General features: G+C 62.2%; 15 protein-coding genes. 2 read left to right on the forward strand and 13 right to left on the reverse strand.

Annotated elements, in window-relative coordinates; all coding sequences use genetic code 11:
* Positions 1-2 precede the first annotated feature (2 nt).
* The 4 genes from ACFPN2_RS25425 to ACFPN2_RS25440 are packed head-to-tail and all read right to left on the reverse strand — an operon-like array spanning position 3 to position 4393.
* Entirely contained in the window at positions 3-944 is a 942-nt protein-coding gene (locus ACFPN2_RS25425) for an ABC transporter permease (protein WP_380601845.1), read from the reverse strand.
* Positions 938-2467 carry an ABC transporter substrate-binding protein gene (locus ACFPN2_RS25430; protein ID WP_380601847.1) on the reverse strand — a complete coding sequence of 510 codons (1530 nt, stop codon included), beginning with the start codon at positions 2465-2467 and terminating at the stop codon, positions 938-940. Before ACFPN2_RS25430 ends, ACFPN2_RS25425 begins: the two co-directional genes overlap by 7 nt.
* A gap of 58 nt (positions 2468-2525) precedes the next feature.
* The gene (locus ACFPN2_RS25435; RefSeq protein ID WP_380601849.1) at positions 2526-3632 is read right to left on the reverse strand and encodes a C45 family autoproteolytic acyltransferase/hydolase; all 1107 of its coding nucleotides are present in this window, start codon (positions 3630-3632) and stop codon (positions 2526-2528) included.
* Positions 3629-4393, reverse strand: a complete 765-nt coding sequence (locus tag ACFPN2_RS25440; RefSeq protein ID WP_380601851.1) for an HpcH/HpaI aldolase family protein — start codon at positions 4391-4393, stop codon at positions 3629-3631. The genes ACFPN2_RS25435 and ACFPN2_RS25440 overlap by 4 nt, the downstream gene beginning before the upstream one ends.
* 144 nt (positions 4394-4537) lie before the next feature.
* Between ACFPN2_RS25440 and ACFPN2_RS25445 the strand changes: the two genes are divergently transcribed.
* On the forward strand, positions 4538-5206 hold the full coding sequence (locus ACFPN2_RS25445) for a Fe2+-dependent dioxygenase (RefSeq protein WP_380601853.1): 669 nt from the start codon (positions 4538-4540) through the stop codon (positions 5204-5206).
* A 12-nt stretch (positions 5207-5218) separates the two neighbouring features.
* On the opposite strand, the gene ACFPN2_RS25450 is transcribed toward ACFPN2_RS25445, so the two are convergent.
* Both ACFPN2_RS25450 and ACFPN2_RS25455 read right to left on the reverse strand, forming a co-directional pair.
* The gene (locus ACFPN2_RS25450; RefSeq protein ID WP_380601855.1) at positions 5219-6622 is read right to left on the reverse strand and encodes an aldehyde dehydrogenase family protein; all 1404 of its coding nucleotides are present in this window, start codon (positions 6620-6622) and stop codon (positions 5219-5221) included.
* On the reverse strand, positions 6622-8016 hold the full coding sequence (locus tag ACFPN2_RS25455; RefSeq protein ID WP_380601857.1) for an aminotransferase: 1395 nt from the start codon (positions 8014-8016) through the stop codon (positions 6622-6624). Before ACFPN2_RS25455 ends, ACFPN2_RS25450 begins: the two co-directional genes overlap by 1 nt.
* A gap of 90 nt (positions 8017-8106) precedes the next feature.
* Between ACFPN2_RS25455 and ACFPN2_RS25460 the strand changes: the two genes are divergently transcribed.
* Entirely contained in the window at positions 8107-8583 is a 477-nt protein-coding gene (locus ACFPN2_RS25460; RefSeq protein WP_380601859.1) for an Lrp/AsnC family transcriptional regulator, read from the forward strand.
* A gap of 84 nt (positions 8584-8667) precedes the next feature.
* On the opposite strand, the gene ACFPN2_RS25465 is transcribed toward ACFPN2_RS25460, so the two are convergent.
* From ACFPN2_RS25465 to ACFPN2_RS25495, 7 genes are all read right to left on the reverse strand, one after another.
* Entirely contained in the window at positions 8668-10260 is a 1593-nt protein-coding gene (locus ACFPN2_RS25465; RefSeq protein ID WP_380601861.1) for a carboxylesterase/lipase family protein, read from the reverse strand.
* A gap of 5 nt (positions 10261-10265) precedes the next feature.
* Positions 10266-13268 carry a TonB-dependent receptor gene (locus tag ACFPN2_RS25470; RefSeq protein ID WP_380601863.1) on the reverse strand — a complete coding sequence of 1001 codons (3003 nt, stop codon included), beginning with the start codon at positions 13266-13268 and terminating at the stop codon, positions 10266-10268.
* Between the two features lie 96 nt (positions 13269-13364).
* Positions 13365-14300, reverse strand: coding sequence for a FecR family protein (locus ACFPN2_RS25475; protein WP_380601865.1), 936 nt, complete (start codon positions 14298-14300; stop codon positions 13365-13367).
* Positions 14297-14833, reverse strand: coding sequence for an RNA polymerase sigma factor (locus ACFPN2_RS25480; RefSeq protein WP_380601866.1), 537 nt, complete (start codon positions 14831-14833; stop codon positions 14297-14299). The genes ACFPN2_RS25475 and ACFPN2_RS25480 overlap by 4 nt, the downstream gene beginning before the upstream one ends.
* A 90-nt stretch (positions 14834-14923) precedes the next feature.
* Positions 14924-17110, reverse strand: coding sequence for a S9 family peptidase (locus tag ACFPN2_RS25485; protein ID WP_380601868.1), 2187 nt, complete (start codon positions 17108-17110; stop codon positions 14924-14926).
* A 4-nt stretch (positions 17111-17114) separates the two neighbouring features.
* Positions 17115-18140: an extracellular solute-binding protein gene (locus ACFPN2_RS25490; protein ID WP_380601870.1), complete on the reverse strand. Its 1026-nt coding sequence runs from the start codon at positions 18138-18140 to the stop codon at positions 17115-17117.
* Between the two features lie 36 nt (positions 18141-18176).
* A complete protein-coding gene (locus ACFPN2_RS25495; protein WP_380601872.1) occupies positions 18177-21080 on the reverse strand; it encodes a serine hydrolase in 2904 nt (967 codons plus the stop codon).
* Positions 21081-21092: the final 12 nt, after the last annotated feature.

The raw sequence follows: 21092 nt of genomic DNA on the forward strand, positions 1-21092 counted from the left end.
GCTCAAACCCTGACCCGCGGATCGAGCGCGGCGTACAGCAGATCCACGATCAAGTTCACGATCACGAAGACGAATGCGACAAACAACAGGCAGCCCTGCACGATGGGATAGTCACGCTGCACGATGGAGTCCACCAACAGGCGGCCGATCCCGGGCAGGCCGAAGATCTTCTCGATGACCACCACGCCGCCCAGCAAGTGGCCGAGCATCAAGCCCAGCGTCGTCAGGGTCGGCGCGAATGCATTACGAAACACGTGACGTAGCAGTACCGACCAGGGCGCGATGCCGCGGGCATGCGCGCTGGTGATGTAGTCGAGCCGCAGGACTTCGAGCGTCGAGGAACGCATCATTCTCGCTAGCGTCGCGAGCTCCGCGAGCGTCAGCACGCCGACCGGCATGATCAACGCGATCAAGCCCGCGCGCAGATCCTCGGTCAGCGGCACATATCCCAGCGCGGGCAACCAGCCGAGCTCGACCGAGAAGATCACGAGCACGATCAAGCCAGACCAGAACGTGGGCACCGACAACAACAGCGATGTGATACCGATCAACAGATAGTCGGCTGCCCGCCCCTGTCGCCATGCGGCCCACATGCCCGCGGGGATGCCGATCAACGCCGCAATCGTCGTTGCCAACAACACCACCGAGGCCGTGACGGGAAACGCCTGCATGATCACGTCGCGCACTTGCTCGCCGGTCATGATGGACGCACCCAGATCGCCGCGCGCAAGGTCGGTGACAAACAGCAACCATTGCTGCGGCAATGGCCGGTCGAGCCCAAGACTCGCGCGCATCGACGCGACCATGGCGGGATCGCCGACATCGCCCACCAGCATCTGCGCCGGATCGCCTGGAATCACGCGAATCAGCAGGAACACCGCCGTGCCCGCGATTGCCAACGTAAGCAGCCCCTGCGCGATGCGCCTCAGGATGAAGCTCACCATGCGGTCACGCTCACGCCCCAGAACCGCGGCATGCCGAGTGCCCAGGTCTCGTATCCCACGACCGAGCGACGGACCGTCGTGATACGCAGCGGCGCATACAAACCGATGATGGAACGATCACGCGCGATTTCGATTTCAAGCTCGCCCATCAACGCGGATCTCTGCTCGGGCAAAGCTGCCTTGTTGATTTCACGGACGATGTCCAGCGCACGCGGCGTATTTACGACACAGTTGGCGCGCTTCGCAGGATCGCAAACGAACACCGAATACATCATCGGGCCCGTGGCGCGGCCCGTATAGCCGAACAGGCTCAGCTGATATTCGTGTCCGAGATAACGTTTGAATTGCGTAGCCCAGTCCATGCTGCGTATCCGTGCATTGATACCAGCACGCACCAGCAACGCATGCACGACAATGGCGTCATTGAAGTAGTTGCCGGTCTCACGACTCACATCGATCTCGATGGGTTCTCCTCGATAGCCTGCTTGTCGTAACAGATCTTGTGTGCTCTGTGGCTGATAGGCGCGCGGGATTCGCGCCAGCATCTCGGGAGCGATGTCTTCCGCGGGAACGCCATAGGGTCGCAGCGGCCGCTCGGCGTACATGGTCGACTGCGCGATCAATGCTGGATCGAGAGCGCTCGCAATGGCGGCGCGTAGCGTGGCATTGCTCATCACACCCTCGCGGTTCTGCATCAGCAGCACGCTCCAGTCGCGGGATGCTTCGTGCAACAGCTCGACACCTGGATCACGACGCAGCTCAGGCAACGCCTCGGCAGCGGTCAGTGGCCAAAGGTCGATTTCGCCGGAGAGCACAGCCAGCTTCGCGGAGCTCGCGTCTGGAATCACGACCAGTCGGACCGTGCGAACGATCGCCTCCTTGCGACCGGTGAAGCCACTCGCGGGCCCAGCCGCGAGCGAGTAGTCATCGAAGCGCTCCAGCTCGATGTAACGACCGCGGCGCCATTCCTTGAGCCGATAGGGACCGGTGCCGATAGGCCAGCGCCATTTGCCGCCGGCATCGAGCGAATCCGGGTGAACGATGGCGACATGGCATTGGACGTCCGCGAGCCGATACACAAACAGCGGATCAGGCTCACGCAGGCGGAAGCGCACGGTGAGATCGTCGAGCTCATCCACCGATTCGATGAGGACGCGCGAATCTCCTTTGCCGTCGTACCACGACAGGCAGGGCCAGCGCGTCTGCGGATCGAGCATGCGTCGCCAGCTCCACACGACCTGCTCGGCCCGCAGGGTCGCGCCATTCTGGAACTTCACGTTGGAACGCAGACGGAAGGTGTACTCGCGACCGTCGTCAGAAACGCGCCACGACTCCGCAAGCATGGGCGCTGGAGCGAGTTCGGCGTTCACCGCGACCAGCCCCTCGACGACATGGGTCATTACCCAATCCGTGACGGAGTCGCGATTGATGCCCGGATTGGTACTGCGCAGGTCGCTGGCGAGCGCGACGCGCAGCATAGGCTCGGGCTGCGCCTCGGCACGTAGCAACCAGGCGAAACACACGCAACCCCACATGAATATTGTGAGGTGCGCGTGCCGCGGCCAACCAACTCGGCCCGCTCTAAGCATCCAGACGATACTCGGTGTAGTGCGCGCCCAGGTAGGGCTTGGGCGCCAGCAACATCGATTTTGCGCCGGCGTCCATCACAAGGGTATAGACAGTCCCCGTTACCATGCCTCCGGGCCGCTGTGATGGGCTGCGACACACCGCGTCGGGACTGCCATAGGAATCCGCCAGCGCTGCCTTGATTGTGTCGACAGTGATCGATCCCGCGGCTTTCTCGAGGTGCCGAGCCACGCGGCGCTCGCGGTACAATGTTTCCGGTAAACGCGCGATGTTCAGATCGGTGAGCTTGATTTGAGCGATCGGACTCTGGAAGTGATTCGCGTGCACCAGGACACCATTCTGCGGCGACAGGACGAACAGATCATCCGGCGTCGCTTCGATACCGAACGCTTCGCCGCCCGCGTGACTTACCGCTACGTAATGTGAGAATGCGCGCGGCGCATTGTTGAGCGCGTACATCGCCGTGGCCAACCGCGTACTCATCAGCATACGTCGCCGTATCATCGGGCTGGGAATGCCGAAGCGACCGTAGTCCTGGCTACTGTGCAGCCCGTTGATCGTGATGGCGATACCGGCACCGTTGAATCCGTGACGTGCGAGCTGCCCGGCCTCCACGCTCGTCAGGATCGCGGGCGCATCGGCGGTGGCGGCAATGTTGAGCACGACGATCAGCTCCGCGCAGTCGACCTGCCAATCCCAATTCATGGCGTGCAGCGTGCGTCGATCGGCCGTGGCCTCCGGCATGGCAACGGCACTGGTACATTCGTCGGCACCGACCAGCGCTTCTCGCGTCTTCTGCTTGCCCGCTTTCCAATACATGATCTCGGTGCGCGCGTTGATGATCACAATCGCCGGCAGTGGCTGCCGCGCGCCGTGCGCAATTCCTTCGAGCTCGGTAACGAGCTCCGCATCATAAGCACGCATGTGAGTCAGAAACTCACTGGCCAACGCGAGCGCCTCCTCCCATGCCACGCCCTTACGCGCGAATTCCGCGCGATACAAATCCAGCGCCAGCGCAATTCGATCGGCTGCCTGGCGACCGTGCTCTACGCCGCGCTCCCGCGGACCGCCCGCCAATCGAATCATCGGAAAAGCAGTCATGCCGCGCGCTCCTGCTGCAGGCGATCCAAGAAGCCATCCAGTCCGGCGACGAGCGCGCCGCGTTCGTCCACCACTACGGTCCAGCTCGCGCCATGAGCGGCCGCGAAGCTGCGCTCGGCAGGAGACCACGCGGGTAACACCCAAGGCTTGCCAGCAGCACGCGCCGCCACGGCAATTCGCTCGATATCTCGTTGGTCTTCGCCGTTGAAAACGTATTCGCTTCGTCCCCGCGACAGAGCAAGGTCAGTCGGTCCGACGAACACTCCGTCGACAGTCTCCAAAGCCAGGATGAGCTCGACGTCCCGAAGCGCCTGGGCCGACTCGATCATGGGCAGACAGATGACTCGCTCGTTCTCGGCCGCGAAAAAGCCAGTCGGTGGTTTGCCGTAGCCGACGATGCGGCCTGCCGCATAGCTGCGATCGCCACGTGGCGGATAAGACGCGTGCGCGCAAACGGCGCGGGCATGATCGATATCCAACACGTGCGGCACGATGACGCCATCGGCGCCGAAATCCAGCGCCTGCTGGATCGCCTCGGCCTGCGGGCCGAGCACCTTTGCCATCACGCGCAGCCCAAGCGCCCGGCACAACGGAATGAAGAGATCGAGGGCGCTCTGATCGAACGCGCCATGTTCCAGATCGAGCACGGCGTAACCGAAGCCGCGGGCCGCAGCCAACTCGGCCGCCACCCCATTCGGCGTGGAAAACCAGAAACCCGTGTCGTGACGGGCACGCGCGCGTCCTTGAGGAGTAGAGATCATGGCTGAGGAATCCGGCTCCGCTGCAACTTGGCCTCGGCAGAGTATAGTGGATTTATTTTTGAATAAAAAGCCACTCTAGCGCCATCCGCCCCAGACACATTGGTACAATTATTCTCAGTAGCGCCACCTGACAGGCGGATCCCGATGTTCTGTATCGCCGATATCCTCACGCCTACGCAGCTTCACGAAGTCCACCGGCTGCTCGCCGAACAGCCGTATCACACTGGGAGCAAGACGGCCGGATGGGCCGCCGCGCTGGTAAAGAACAATGAACAGCTCGATCCGGGAGCGAGGCACTACGAGAAATTGCAGCAACTCATCGTGGGAGCACTGGCAGCAAACGAAGTATTCGCGCTCGCCGCCATGCCCAAGGCACTACGGCCCATACTCTTCTGCCGCTACAGCGCTGGCATGAGCTACGGCGACCACGTCGATAACGCCCTCATGGGTGAGGAGCCGCGCGTGCGATCGGATCTCTCCTTCACACTGTTCCTGTCATCACCTGGAGACTATGACGGTGGCGAGTTGGTGATCGAGAGCACGCAAGGCACTCACGAATACAAACTCGAGGCCGGTGCGTTGGTGCTCTACCCTTCGGATACGTTGCATCGAGTGGCAACGGTCAAGTCCGGCGTCCGGCAGGTCGCGGTCGGCTGGGTGCAATGCCTGATCCGCGATCCGCGCCAGCGGCAGATCCTGTTCGATCTGGAAGTGCTGCGCCGTCAGCTGTTTCAGCAACAGGGCAAAACGCCGCACTTCGATTCGCTTGCAAAGTCCTGCTCCAATCTCTGGAGGCTATGGGCGGAGCCGTAGGCTCGCACCGGATCAGGCGGTGCGCCGAACTACATACATCTTCTTTTCCGCCATGGCTTCGATGGCATCGGCGACACCTTCACGGCCGAGGCCGGCCGCGCCGCCACCGCCGAACGGCATGGCATCGATCCTGAAATCGGTGCTGTCGTTGACGATGACCGCCGCTGCATTCGCCGCGCCATACGCGGACAACGATGTTTCCAACGAACGCGTGAAAATCGCTGCATGAAGGGCATCGCCCGCTTCGGCGAGACGCCGCAACAGCTGCGGCGTTCCGGTGACGGTCTCGAACGTCGCCACCGGCCCGAAGACCTCTTCGCGCAACAGCCTGTGATCTTCAGGAACGTCCTCGAGCCACGTCGGCGCGACGCGGTTGCCCTCGCTCCAGCCACCGGTCACCAGTCTCGCGCCGTCGGCACGAGCCTGCTGGATTTCGAGCATCACCCTGCGAGCGGCGGCACGATCAACCAGCGGCCCAAGGTCGGTGGTCGCATCTCGCTTCGGGCCCATGCGCATTTGCGCGGCGAGCGCGCTCAGTCGCTCCCGAAGCTCTCCGGCAATCGCGGCATCGACCACGATACGTTGTGAGTGCACGCAATTCTGGCCCGCCGCCCAGAATGCACCGGAATGAATCGCCGTCGCCGCGATGTCGAGGTCCGCATCGGCGGCCACGGCCACGACACCGACCCCGCCCAATTCCGCCAGCAACCGTTTGAATCCGATGCGGGCCGCGATTGCCGCGCCGGCGGCTCGCCCGCCGGTGAAAGAAACCACTCTCGGCCGGCGATCCGCCACGAGCATCGCCCCCAGCTCGCCGCCGCCCAGGACGATTTGTATGGAATGCTCCGGAGCGCCGGCTTCGCGAAAATGCTCCGCCAGCTTGAGCGCCGAAAACGGCGTTTGCGGATGCGGCTTGAGAACGATCGGTGCCCCCAAGGCAAACGCCGGCCCCAGCTTGTGGGCCACCAGGTTCAACGGATCGTTGTACGGTGTGATCGCAGCCACCACGCCGGCGGGTCGCAGTTGCCACCAACCCAGGCGATCGACACCGCCACTGGCTTGGTCGAAGGGCACCACGGCGCCACCGATTCGTTTGGCCTCTTCCGCCGACAGTCGCAATGTTTCCACGCAACGCGCGACTTCGCGGCCAGCTTCCCGAATCGTCTTGATGCCTTCGGTTGCGATCAACTGCGCATGCGCATCCGCCTGTGCTTCGACACGCGCAGCCACCGCTGCGAGAATCTTCGAACGCTCGTGCGCCGCCAACGATGGCGCCTTCGACGCATCGACCGCCCTCGCGAGGACGCGCTCGAGCTCGGCCCCGCTGGTGACTTTGACTTCTCCGACGATGCTGTCGTCGTCGGGATCGCGCACGACGATGACATCCCGTTCGGTTGCTGCCGCCACGTCGGACATCAAGCCGCCTTTTCGCGTTTCAGCTGTTGCGTGACTTCCTTCACCGCTTCGCAGGTGATCGCGACGATCTGGTCAGCGTCGGCTCGCGTCAGCACCAGCGGCGGAGCGAACCCCAGAATGTCGCCATGAGGCATGGCACGCGTAATCAAACCTCGCTTGCGGGCCGCAGCCGACAAGCGTGCGCCGACTTTTAACGCCGGATCGAAGCGACGCTTCGTAGCACGGTCTGCAACAAACTCGATCGCCGCCAGCATGCCGACACCGCGGATCTCACCGACGAACTCGTTCGATGCCAGTTCACGAACGAACTGTTCGCGCAAATGACTGCCGACGCGCTCGGCATTGTCAGCCAGGTTCTCGCGCTCCAGGATGTCCAAACATACGTTCGCGGCAGCCGCCCCCAACGGATGACCGCTGTAGGTGTAGCCATGCGAGAAAGCGCCGACCTGCTCGGCGCCATCGCGGACCACATTCCAAATGCGCTCGCCGATGATGGATGCGGACATCGGCACATAGGCACTGGTCAAGCCTTTGGCCGCCGTAATCAGATCCGGCCGCATGCCGTAGCGATCGCTGCCGAACGGCGTGCCGATCCGACCGAAGCCGCACACCACTTCGTCTGCGATCAACAGCACATCGTAGCGATTCAACACCGCCTGGATCTGCTTCCAATATCCTTCGGGCGGTGGAATCAAACCGCCGGTGCCGAGGACGGGCTCGGCAATGAACGCGCCCACGGTCTCCGGCCCTTCTTGCAGGATCAATGCTTCCAGCTCGTCGGCGCGACGTTTTGAAAACTGCTGTTCGGTTTCGCCGGCCTGGGCGCCCCAATAGTGATGAGGCACGCCGGCATGCCGCACGATGGGCAACGGCAGATCCATATGCTGGTGATAGAACGACAGACCGGTCATGGACCCTGAAATCACCGAGCAGCCGTGATAACCGCGCTCACGCGAAATGATCTTTTTCTTACGCGGCTGACCGCGCAGGTTGTTGTAGTACCAGACCAGCTTGGCATTGGTCTCGTTCGCATCGGAGCCGGACAAGCCATAGAACACCTTGCTCATGCCGGCCGGCGCCATCTCGATCAAGCGAGCCGAGAGCCGTGCCAATGCTTCGGTCGTGTGGCCGGCATACGAGTGGTAATAGGCAAGCTTGCGGGCCTGCTCGGCGATGGCGTCGGCAATCTCCAAGCGACCGTAGCCGACGTTCACGCAGTACAGCCCGCCGAATGCGTCGATGAGCTCGGTGCCGTCCGCTCCTTTGATACGAACGCCCGAGCCGGACTCCACGACGAAGCAGTCCGCCGCGCCGGACGCGTAGTCCTTGGCCTGGGTGAAAGGATGCAGGACCGACGCACGGTCCATGGATTTGAGCTGTTCGAGCGAGGTCATGAGCGCGTTCTCCGTATCAGGCGATAAAAGCTACCGAACGGCCACGCGATAAGTTCGCAAGATTGACTCGGGAATGATAAAAGTTATCGCATGAACCCCGAACTCGACGCCGCCGACTACCGACTGCTGGAGCTGCTACAGGCGGACGCCCGCACGCCGATCGCGGCGCTGGCGGAGATCGTCGGGCTGTCCGAGCCCGCGTGCTATCGGCGCATTCAACGCTTGAAGCGCGAGAAAGTCATCGAGCGGGAAGTCGCCGTCGTTTCACCCCGCACCATGGGTTGGCCGCTCACGATGATCGTGCTGGTCACGCTCGAGCGCGAGCGCACCGCCATTCTCGATCAGTTCATTCGAAAGCTGCAGGGAGTGCCGGAGATTGTCGAAGCCTGGTACGTCACCGGTGACTATGACTTCGCACTGCGCGTCGTCGCACAGAGCATGGAGAGTTTCGAGACGCTGACGCGCGACGTTCTGTATGCGGATAACTTCGTCAAGAACTTCAAGACGCTGGTCACCATGCGCACTGTGAAGACGCAGAGCCCGCTCAAGGCCGCCATCGTCGAATAGTCGAGCTCAGCGCCTGCTCAGGCAGTCTTCGTCGAGTGATCGAAATTAGCCCCGGCTCAAGGCAACTTCGTCGAGTGATCAAGCTCAGCGACGAGAATGGCCTGTCAGGGACGGCCGTTCCCAGAACCGTCGAATCTCTCCGCGAGGATCGTCCTCCACCGCCAGCTGCTCATCGAACACGGCGACCTTGCGCTTGGTCGCCTCGAACGGCAGCCACTCGTGACCGCTCGGCAACTGCGGCCTACCCATGCGTGCGAACTCGACACACGCCGACGCGAGCTGATGACACAACCGACCGCCAGTGCTCGAGCCGCCGCCCACAATGGCATCGCGAGCATTGTTGAAAGTCGCAGGCACGTCGACGAAATGAACCGCGCCGAACTTCCCGTCATACGCCGGCGATGGCCATCGCCACAGATAGGAATACACGGGCGCTCCGCCCCGCCGCACTCGAAGCTCGGCTTGGGTGAGCATGGGCTTGCGATAGTTGAGATCCGAGAGCATCTGCGCCTGAATGAGAAACGGTGTCTTCCGCGAATCATGCGCACGATAGAGCGCCAGGATTTCACGCGCCTCATCCGGATATCGCGTCTCGATGACCTTGAGCAACCCGGCCTCGTCCAGATCGAAGTTGGTGCTGAACATCGCCGCATCCTCGAGCGTCGAGGCCATTATTAGAGGCACGTCGTCGTTCGGTGCCGGGTGCTCCGAATCGAAGTAGTGCCGGGGCAGCGCCTCAACCCCGACGACCGGCGCGAAATCGGTCATCTCCAGTTGCCACTGCGCCTCGATGAGTCGCTGCCACGGCAAACGTTGCAACGCTCGAATATTTGAGGAGCGTAAGCCCAGCGTCGACAGCAGCTTCTCTGTATTCGCGGTCGCGGCTTCGCGCGATGCCAACCGCAACCGACCACCGCTTTGAATGATGGCGCGATGAAACAGTCCACGCGCCGCCGGCATCGCAAGCAGCGTCGCCACCTTCGCTCCGCCGCCGGACTGCCCAATGATAGTCACGCGATTTGGATCGCCGCCGAATTCTCGAATGTTGTCTCGAACCCATGTCAGCGCCGCCACCATGTCCATCGCACCGACCACGCCAGCCGATGCGAACTCCTCGGGCACATCGAGATCCGCAAGGTGCAGATATCCCAATGAAGCGAGCCGGTGATTGACGGTGACCACCACAACATCGCCGAGCAACGCGAGATTCTTGCCATCGTAGCTTGGCGCGTTGGCGGTGCCGCGATCGAAGTTGCCGCCGTGAAAAGAAACTATCACCGGCCGTGCCCCGCCGTCACGCAGGCCCGGCGTCCACACGTTCAGATTCAAACAATCCTCGCTCATGACGCCGGCCGATTGATCCCACGCAATCAGCTGGAAATACTCGGAGCGGAAATCCATTTCTCGCAGTCCCGCTTGCGGACAGAACGTCGTGAAACCCAGGCACTCGCGCACACCCGACCAGGGTTGCGGCTTGCGCGGCGGCATGAAGCGATTGACACCGCCCGTCGACGCGCCGTAGGGAACGCCTCTGAACTGCGCAATCGGCCCATCCATCACCCCCATCACTTTGCCGAAGCGAGTTTCGACAACGGGCAGGATGGGTTGGGCCGCCCACAGGGGCTGCGCAATGGCAGCCCCCGCGACACCGAGCAGAATCGAACGACGCGTCAGCATGAGTGTTAGAACTTCGTGCTCATGCGCACCGAGTAGTAGCGTCCCGTCGGATCGTACGAGTTCAACGGATAGTTGCCGTAGATGGACGTGTCCATGGGTGGCTTGCGGCCGAACACATTGTCCACTGCCGTCGTCACGCCGACCCGCTCGAACTGATAGCCCAACGACAGATCGGTGGAAATGTACGCACCAAGACGACGCTTCACCGTGCTGCCCGGATTGTTGACCGAGCTGAAGCCATTGGTGCCGATCGATGCACTCCAATTATCCAGCGACCATTGCACGTTCGCACTCGCCTTGAGCTTCGGATAGACGGCCATGAAGTCTCGCACCGTGCCGAGATAGCTCACTGGATCGCTGCCCGGCATATCGACTTCTTCGAACGTGAGATAGCGCGAGCCATTGAGGCCGACTGTAAACGTGCCGATGTCGAACTCAGGCAACCGGTACTGGACCGAGAAGTCGACGCCGTCGACGGTGCGCTCGGCGAGATTGAACGGCCCGCGCGTGACCTGAAGGATGCGATTCGCCGCGCTGTCGAACTGGACGCGATCAGCAAACTCAGCGCCCGCGCTGTTCGGACCGCCCGTCGCAAAGTAACGGTCGATGATGTACTGAACGCTCAGATCGCGCACGATGTCCTGCTGCTCGATCCGGAAGTAACCCGTCGAGACCATCAGCCCCGGCACGCCGTCGGGCCGGAAAGTCACATCCAGATTGTAGATGTCGCTGCTTTCCGGCTTCAGCTCACGATTACCGATGGAATAGATATCCAGCGCGAAAGCCTGGCCGCTGCGAGGATCGAGAAACGACTGCTGCGGCGTGGTGAAGCCGTTGCTGGCGAGATCGGTCACGCCGGGCGCGACGAAGCCTTGACTGTAAGAGCCGCGCACCAGAAGCGAGTCGATCGGACGCCAACGCAGCGACACCGAGCCGACCGTGGTATCGAACATATCTTGGTAGTCTTCCGCGCGTCCCGCGAGATCCAGCGTCAGGCTGTCGAGCAGCGGCACATTGACTTCGGCGAAGTACCCGGTGATGTCATAGAGGAAGTCATACGGAAACGAGCCCCGAAAATCATAGGTCGCCTGCCCCAGCGGCCGATCGACGTAGCTGCGACGACGCTCCACGCCGACGGCGCCCGTCATACGCCCCGCAGGCAACTCGACGATCGGTCCGCGCACCGACGCAATCACCGACTGCTCATATGAGTTCTCATCGAACGGCAACGTCACCCGCAACTGATCCAGGACCGCCTCGCTGTTCGGGCCGAAGGGATTGAAGGCATCCGGCGTGGTCCGGGCCAGTGCGCGTTCCAGCGCCGCCAGGTTGATCTGGTTAGCCTGCGACTCGTCGCGCTTGAACTCGGAGCGATTGAAAGCCACCTGCCAGTCGTAGTCCGAACCGATCTGACCGCGCAGACCAGCGACGATGCGGTACTCATCGCGCTTGAGCGTGCGCTCCGTGTAGCCCAATTCAGCGAAGCGCAGATCCCAGTTGAGGATGTCCACCGCGTTACCGCCGAACAGCTGCTGGTTGTAGTAGTTGGTAGAGGGAATGCGCAGGTTGAAGATGCGAGGCGGACCGTCATTGATAGTGGCGACCGAACGCGCGCCATTGGAGACCGTCAGCGCCGCCGCATAGTAACGATCGCTGGTATCGGTTTTGGTGTAGCTGAAATCGGAGAAGAACGTCAGCATGTCCTCGACCAGCTCGTACTCCAGGCTGCCGAACAGCGAGGTCTGCTGCAGCGGAAATGTCACGAAGAAGCCCTGGTTGGTTGCGGTATTCCAAGTGTCGGTAGCCGCGTTTCGCAAACGGAAATCGCCGGCTCCGGTGGGCTGCGTGACGCCGTCACGAATCGTGTAGCGCCCCTGCGTGCTGCCAGCACCGAAAAATCCCGCAGGAAACGTGAACGAGCCCGGCACGCGCACCGAGTTGACGTTGCGAGCGCCGTTGAACAAATCGCTCCGCTGCAGGGACGTGATGCCCTTCTGATCCATGTACGACGCACCGAGCATCAGGTTGCCTCGCCCATCGCCAATCGGCGTGCCCGCAAGGAACGACGCCGAGACCGTCTCGCGACCGCCACGCGCAGAATCGCCATAGAACGTATCGAACGCGATGCCGTCGAAGTCTTTCTTCAGGATGTAATTGATCACGCCGGCGACCGCGTCCGTGCCATAGATGGCCGATGCACCGCCGGTGAGCACTTCGACGCGCTCGATGGCCGCCGCCGGAATGGAATTCATGTTGGACGCGCCGTTGACGCCGTCCTGTGCGATACGAAAGCCGTTGACCAGGAACAACGTGTTCTTGGCTTCGAGGCCGCGCATACCAATAGCAGCCTCGCCTTCGCCGTTGAAGCCCCAGGTGCCGCGACCGTCCGCGGACAAGGCGACAGAAAGTTTCTGCAGAAAATCGGCGGGCGTGGCCTGCGCGCCTTGTTTGAAATCCTCGATGTTGATCGTGGTGACGGGCAGCGGGCTGTCGTCCGCTTGTGCCAGACGCGAGCCCGTCACTGTGATTTCAGCGATCGCCGTGCCTTCGCTCGATTGCGACGGGGTCGACGGCGGCGTTGAGTCGCGCTGGGCCGGCACTGTCTCTTCAGCGGACGCCAGCCGCAAGCTCGCCTGCGGCACGGCGCTGGTTTTCTCCGCAACCTTTCCTACCGTGATCGACGTATCGCCGACCACTTGGAACCGCAGCCCCGCCGGGTCGAGCAGCCTCAACAACGCTTGCTTGATCGGCAACGCGCCGTTGATGCCCGACGTCTTCTGGCCGGTGAGATCTTCGCTAATGATGACTTGCAGGCGGGACTGCTGCGAAAACTGAATCAGTGCGGCCGACAGATCCTGCGCAGGGATGTTGAACTCGATGCGCTTGTCCAGGTCGGCGCCGAGCGCGCCCTGTGCCAACAAGCTCGCCAACACGGCGAGCGCGACACGACTCCTTCTCTTGCCGCCGCGCCGATGGATTGCCTGCTCTTGAACGCTCGACTCGCTCATCCGTTCTCCCCTGCTGCTTATTGTTCGGCGGATTTGCCAACGCAGCTATGACGAGCGACCGGCGATTTTTTGAACCTCGGTGCGGCGAAGAAGTTTTTAGCGCGAGGTCAGCACGACCTCATCATCGTCAGTACGCCGCACGACCACCGGATACGCCGCCTCGATGCCCGCGAGCCAATCCTCCAGCGACGCCGCGAACGCCGTGCCCGTGAACGGCAGTGCCGCGATCGCGGGATCCTCGATCACGATCTTGTGCTCGGAGTAGCGATTCAGATCCTCGACGACCGAGCCAAGCGGCTCACGAACATAGGCCAGCTCGCCGCTGCGCCAGGCCAGGGCAACCTCCGGATTCACCGTTGCAATGGACGCGGTTCGGCGTCGATTGGAGTAGCGCAATTGATAACCCGCAGCGGCGCGCCACGTCTCCCGCTCGCCCGCGACCTCGACGATGCCTTCCTCAACAGTGACGACGATGTCATCGTCCTGGCGGCGCACGTCGAACGCGGTGCCGACGGCCGTCACACTGACCTCGCCCGCCTGCACGACGAACGGCCGCGACCGGTCGTGCTTCACTTTGAAATACGCTTCGCCCGAGGACAGATCCAGCCTGCGAGTCGCGCCGCTGAAATCGAGATTCACCAGACTCTGCGCGCCCAGAATCATCTTGGATCCGTCCGGCAACGTGGCCGCACGGTTGCTCACGGCGGCTGCGACAACAGCGGGTGACTGCGACCGTATCTGAACAATCGAGAATGTCAGCACCACCGCCGCCACGCCCGCAGCCAAGGCCCACGCGACATTGAAGCGACGCGCAGGCTTGCCGACCGGCGCCTGCTTGAGCGCGTCCAGATCCTGCCAGTCCCGTTGCAGGGCTTCGTAAGCCGCAAGGTTGCGATCGTCAGCGTGACACCAGCGCAGCCACGCCTCGACATCCGCTTCGGTGTGAGTGGCGCTGTTGAGTCGAAGCAACCAGTCACCCGCTTCCTCCAGCCGTTGCAGCTCACCGGGCTGCATCGTTTGCTTCGTGCTCATGACTTGAGCAACTCCCTGGCCTGCGCGACCGAGTGGCCTTCCCGCCGCAACCGGATGTAGATCAGCGCTCGCGTGATGAACTTACGTACCATGCGCTCGGAGATCCCCATGCGGGCGGCGACCTCTTCCAGAGAGCGATCTTCGAGCTTGTGGAGCCGGAAGGCCTCCCGACACCGATCGGGCAATTCGTCCACCGCGTCGCGAAGCAATTGCAACTCCTGCTGCGCGATTGCCGCTCGCTCGGCCCGCGGCTCTTCGCAGAAATCATCGAGCGAGCCCAGTCGATCCACGCGTGAACGCGAGCGCCGCTGGCGCAATCGATCCACCGCGAGGTTCTCCGCGATCCGAAACAAATAAGCGCGCAGATAGCTGACGGCGCCCCGCGCGGTGTCCAGCTGCAGCAGCTTGACGTACGCTTCCTGCGCGACTTCCTTCGCCTCCTGCTCGTTCTTCAGCCGGCCCACGAGCAGCCCGACGAGCATACGATTGTGCTCGCGAAACAAACGCGCCACATGGGAGCCGCGTTCGTCCACGGGCTCCTCCTCACCGCGCGAAGGTGCAGCGTCGTTCATACAACCAGAATGACCAGCAGGCGCGACGCGCGGCTTGACGGAAGAGATTCCTCAGTTGGCAATTGAGGCGGAGCGCGGCGGCTCTCCCCGCAACGTGCGCTCGAAGAAATCGAACACCTTGTCCATGGGCCGGGCTCGCGGCCCGACATGTCCGGCTTCCGGCGCAATCGAAAACTCGACATGCGTGCCCTGCTCCAGCAACCGGTAGCCCAGATCGATGATGCCTTCCATGTGTCCCGAGCGGTCCAGCTCGCCCATGGTGATGAGCGTCGGCGCACGCCAGGCAGCGATGTTTGCTACTGACGATGAGCGGAAGGCCAGGTCTTCGATCTCGCTGCGCTCGCTGAGCCGGATGAGGTCGGGCGGCGCGCTGGGCCAGCCTTCGTCGCGCTGATCGAGCTTCATTTCGCCCACCCAATCGCCGACACCGCTCATATGCGCGCCGGCCGCGAAGTATTGAGGAAGACGCGAGAGCGCCAATGAAACGATGAAGCCACCATACGAGCCGCCCATGATGCCGATGCGCTTCGCGTCGACTTCCTTGCGACCTCGCAGGTACGACACCAGCGCTTCGATATCTTTGACCTCGCTACCACCGGTCGCGCCGCGTTCCTCAGGCAAGCGATACTCGAGCCCATCCCCCGTGCCGCCGCGATAGTTCATCTCGACAAACACATATCCACGCGACGCCGCGTACTGACCCAACGCGGTGTACACGCCATTGCCGGGTGACACTCGCCCCTCGGGGCCGCCCTTGGATGAAATGATGACCGGATAGCCCGTCTTCGGCGCCGAGCTGCGAGGCCAGAAAATGAGCTGTTGCGAGACAACACCATCCGCGGCTTTCACCGGCACGACATCGGTATCGACGAACTGCTCCCACACCTGCGCCGTGCGAGTCGACACCTGCGAGTACGCGCCGAGCGGTCGAGCCGCGGCTTTGGTCGTCACGAGCATATGTCGATTTGGCATGCGTCCTTTGTCATTGCTCACATACGCGACAACACCACCTGCCAGTTCTATCGGACTATGCTCGACACCGCCCGAGGTGAGACGTTCGGCTTTGCGGCCGTTCAACGGCGCACGCCACACGTGCAACCGCGCGGAATCATCCACGTTCGAAGCAAACAAAATGCTCCGTCCGTCGCCGCTCACAACCGGCAGCGTCACTTCACCGTTGCCGGTCATCAGTGATTTCGGTGCGCCACCTTTTGCGTCGATGGCGTAAGCGGAGACCCAACCGGTTTTCTCCCACGGAAATATGATGTGACCGGACGTCGTCCAGCGCAGCTGAGTGACTTCGGCGTTGGGTTCCATCCAGGAGCCGATGCCGAACGGCTGGAACACGCTGCCAGTGCCGGTATCCGCTTGCCACAGCGTACGAACGTTGTCGCTGTCCGTCGCGGCGACGACCAAGCTCCACGGTGCGCCTTGTTTCCTCGGCGAGAAGCGGTATTCGCGGGTCCAATTGCCCGGCATGCGCACGAACGCCAGCTCACGTCCGTCGGGCGACCAGACCGGCGATTGATCACGAAAGATTCCCGGCTGCAGGTAACGCGCTTTGCCGGTGGCCACATCGAGGATGGCAACGTAACTCTGCGCTGCCCGACGCCAACTAACGAACGCCAACCGGCGACCGTCCGGCGAATACGTCAAGCTGGTGAGCTTCTGGGCGGCGTAATGCTCCGCGTTGTTCTCCAACATCGGCCGCCGCGACAGTCGTGTGCCCTCGACGCGATACTCATACACCATCGGTCCGCGCACAGTGGCGAACGATTTACCATCGGGCGCAAACACCGGCGGACTTTCGGGAACATCGCTACCGCTGGCCAGACGCTCAGTGCGTCCGTTGGTCACATCGACTCGCCAGAACTCTCGGGTATCGCTCGCCTGATATGAACCGAATGCGGGCGTGGCAGCACCGCGCGTGTAGTAGAGGGGGACATCGTCGGGCGACGCATAAGCCGCGCTCAACGCAGCGCCATCCTGTGTCGCCAGCAATTCACGCGGGCGAAAATCCGGCGCGGACGCAATCATCAACTTGCCGCCTTCGATCCACGCGGCATATCGACCCGACGCGGGCACGACCAGATTGTTCGCCCTGAGCTGCAAACTGCTGTGCGCTTCGATGGATTCGGCGAGGGTGAACGACGGCGCTGCATTCGCATGCAGCGCCGCCAACATCATTCCCACCGCCACGATCATGCCGCTTCGAATGCGGCGACTGAGCTTGCTCATCGGTTCACTCTGCCTGCCAGGCGCGCCAGCCCACGGCGCGGTAAATGCCGTCGACTTCGTCGTAGTGCAATTCCAGATCGTTCAAATTCAGCTCGTCGGCGCGGAAGGTTCCGAACGATTGCAACAAGGGGCTGGGCGCGACATCGCTACGCACCGGATACTTGAAAACGTTCTGCGACATCAGCGCCTGACCCTTCTTGCTCAGCAAGAAGCGCACGAGCTTCATTGCATCGTCCTTGCGCGTCGTGCCGGCGCGCACGCCGACACCCGTCACGTTCACATGCTGACCCGCGCCATCCTGATCCAGCCAGGCCACACCCAGCGTATCGGCGAGCTTCAAGCCGTTCGTTTTCTCGCGTCCCTTGGCCATCTCGTAACAGATGTAGTACGTGTTCACGAAGCCGAGCGCGAACTCGCCTTTGGCCACTCGCCAGATGTTGCCCGTGTCGCCGGAATACTCGGGATAGTCGCCCGCGTTGTCACGCACGGCTTTGGCCCAGGCGGCGGCGCTTTCGTAGCCGTCATGCACGATCATCGATGCGAGCAACGAGCGGTTGTACACGTTGGACGCCCCGCGTAATGCGATCTTGCCCTTCCACTTCGGATCGGTCAGGTCGCGGTACGACTTGATCTCGTCGGGCTTCACCTGCGCCTTGTTATAAATCACCGCGCGGGCACGCAACATCACGCCATACCAGGCACCGTCGCGGTCGCGCCAACGGGCCGGCACGATCGCGTCGAGATCCGGCGAGCGGATGCGCTCGAAGGAGTTGAGCTTCTTTGCTTCGGTGAGGCTCTTGTAGTCCGACACCAGGATGACGTCGGTGTCGAACTTGTCGTAAGAGTCGGTGACTTTGACGGCAATGCCGCTCTCTTTGCTGAACTCGTCGATGACCGGCTGGAGGAACTGCGCGCTGTGATACCAATTGACGGTCAGCGGCTCTTTCTCCGCCGCACTCGCCATCGGCGCCGTCCATGCGCACGCCGCCACCAGGGCAGCACGAATCCACGAGGCTCTGAAACGAAGCATCAGACAGGCTCCTGAAGATTGATTCGGGGATGCCGGCTACTTGCCGGCGGGATGCAGAGGTGAGATGGCGTCGATGTACAGCAACGCGTCGAAGGCGGCCGCCGGTTTTATCTGGTTGTACTCTTCGCGCACGTTGATATTGCGCACCGGTCGTGGCTGTTCGAACCAATCGCGCACCGGGCCTGCTTTCGGCAAGGCGCGCAGATCGAGCAGAAAGCTCGGCTTGCCGACGCGGGACATCACGCCGTTCAGACTTTCAGGTTTGGACGGCGGCACCTTGCGCAGTTGATTGTCGAAACCAAACATTCCGAGCCAGTCGCGCGTCTCGCCGCGGTGATATAGGGATGCGATCACCACCATGTCGTTTCCGAGCAGAGGATGAATGAATTCACTCATCGTGCTGTGTAGTTCCGCATCGTCCGCCGGAAGCATGCGCCACTTCGCGACATGCGAGTTATGCGCGAACACGAACACCCGCCCCTTCGGTCCTTCCTGCTCTAATACCCAACGCAGGTTTTCCGCCGCCGCGATGTCACGTCCCTGGCCCTTCATGCGGACATGCGCGACTAACTGCCGTGACGCGATGGCATGGCGATATGCGCGCTGATAGGCATCTCGCGAACTCTTCGCCGTCCAGAGGACTTGGTAGCGTTCGAACAGGCTCACCAGGTCTTGGGCGGCTATGACTAGCTGATCTTGTTTCGATGGCTCGGCGTCGAGCCATTTCGCTGCGTTGAAGATTGGGAGCAAGGGCGAGAACTGACTTTCGACGGCTTGTGCGCGTTTGGCGTCGACGGTGCGCATGTAGTCGATCGCGGGTTGCACGAGCAAGCGGCCATCGGGTCGGGTCGATCCGCTCATCTCGAGGCCATAGAAGCGGATCTTTCGTGCCGTGGTCGATTTCGCGTTGTAGGCCCGCATCCATTCGATCAGCGCACGGTTTTCTTCGAATGAAGCTGCGGTCCAGGAGAAGACGCCGTGAGTGGCTGCATCGATGGCGTTCGATTTGCCGGTGACGTAGTCATCGGTGATCCAGCCCTCGGCGACGCTGGTCTCCGCGGCTATCGCTGTAAAGCCAAGCTGCTCGACGGCATAGGCGAACATTCGATTGCGCAAGGTCCAGAGCTCGCTCGCGTTATGCGTGCCCTCACCGAACGCCAGCACCCGAGCATTGCCCACCACACGCTTAAGCGGTGATAGATCCTCGCCGAACCCAACTGCATGTTGAGCGGACCAGGCGACCACCTGCTCCGCCTCGCCGTCGGCAGTTACACGCTCGAAGGCCACGTCTTTGATCCAGCCGAATTGGTTGGTGAGGTCGAGGCCGGCGATGTGGTCGGCGCGGTCGCGTTTGAAGCGTACGACCATGCGATTGTCGAGGTCGTAGAACTCATCCTGTAGCAACGGCGCGAAGCGCAGCGCTTTGGCATCCGCGCCCTGCTCCACGATGCGCGCAGTGAGCTGGCCCTGGTGCACGCTGAAGCGATACGTCGCATTCAGCTCAGTGCTGAGATAGTCCCCCGCGTAAGTCGCCATCTGCGTCGGCGTGAGCGATACGGGCTGCACGCGCGCGAACACGCCGGATCCATACTTTCTACCTTCGACCTGACGCAGCGTGAGAGCGGTATCCGCCGGCCCGCCGAACTCAATGATAATGTTCTCTTCGTTCCGGAAGCGCGTCGGCGCCAGCGGCAAAAACTCATATCGCTTGGCATCGCCATCGACGACGAGCAGGTTATCGCCAGCACTCACCAACATCGGCAGCCGCAGCTCCGGCTCGCGATACACACCCGCGAAACGATCGAGCTGAGCGCGCGTGAGTCGAATAGACGACTCTGCGCCCGCCGCCTTCCCCTGGGGCGGCAGCCCAAGAAAGAGGTCGGCGACTGCCATGACCACTTCCTGCGCATACACACCGTTGTTACAAAAGCCGAACACACCGAGCTTGCGCTGAGGAAACATCATGGCAAGCGCCTTGTAACCCTCGCCCGACCCGCTGTGCCCAACCTGTTCGATCCCGCGATAAGGATTGAGTCGCAGCCCGAACCCATAATGCACAGCCGTGCCATCACGCAGGCGACCCGAAGTGTGCAACTGTTTCGTAAGCGCCGTCCCACCCGCGAGGCCGCTCCGCGAAGCGAACAAGTTATTGGCCCATTTGGCGTAATCATCGAGCGTCGTCATCAGCCCGCCCGATCCGAAATGCGCCGGAGCTTCGCCGTCGGTGTTCCGCCAGCCGTCCTTGGTGCGGGAGTACGGCAACGCTCGCCCCTTGGTACCGCGAGTGCCCGCGCCGAAGTACGTATGTTTCATGCCGAGCGGGCGAAAGATATTCTGCTCGGCATAAGCGGCCAGCGGCTGCCCCGTCGTTCGCTGAATGATCTCGGCCAGCAGCAAATAGCCGCCATTGCCGTACAGATACTGCGTGCCCGGCTCGAAATTCAACGCGCGCTGGCGCGCGAGCAAGGCGACACGAGCGGCTTGCGTTTCATATTGTTTCGGATTGCCGGTGAGTCCGACGAGCCGACCATGATCGCGTATTCCATCTGTGTGATAGACGAGCTCCGCGATGGTGATCGCTCGCCCATAGTCGGGCATCTCCGGCAAGTACTTCCGGATGTCGTCGTCTAACGAAAAATACTTCTGAGACGCGGCAATCGCGACCGCCGCAGCCGTGAATTGCTTCGTGATCGAAGCGACTCCAAACACGAGGTCAGGCGTATTGCGCGCCTTGGACTCCAGATCGGCGAGCCCATACGCATCTTTAAAGACCCATCGCCCATCCTGAAGAACGCCAACCGCGCACCCCGGCTCGCCCGCTCTCTCCTGACTTGCAAGAAACGCAGCGGCCCGAGCTATCGGCGTATCCGGCGCCGCCGCGTGCGTGATGCACGAGGCGAGCGCCAGCATGAGCGGCAGTAGCGATCGAACTGTCGTCATGACCGTCACGCG

It is taken from the genome of Steroidobacter flavus, assembly GCF_042651805.1.
GTDB classification, from domain to species: domain Bacteria; phylum Pseudomonadota; class Gammaproteobacteria; order Steroidobacterales; family Steroidobacteraceae; genus Steroidobacter; species Steroidobacter flavus.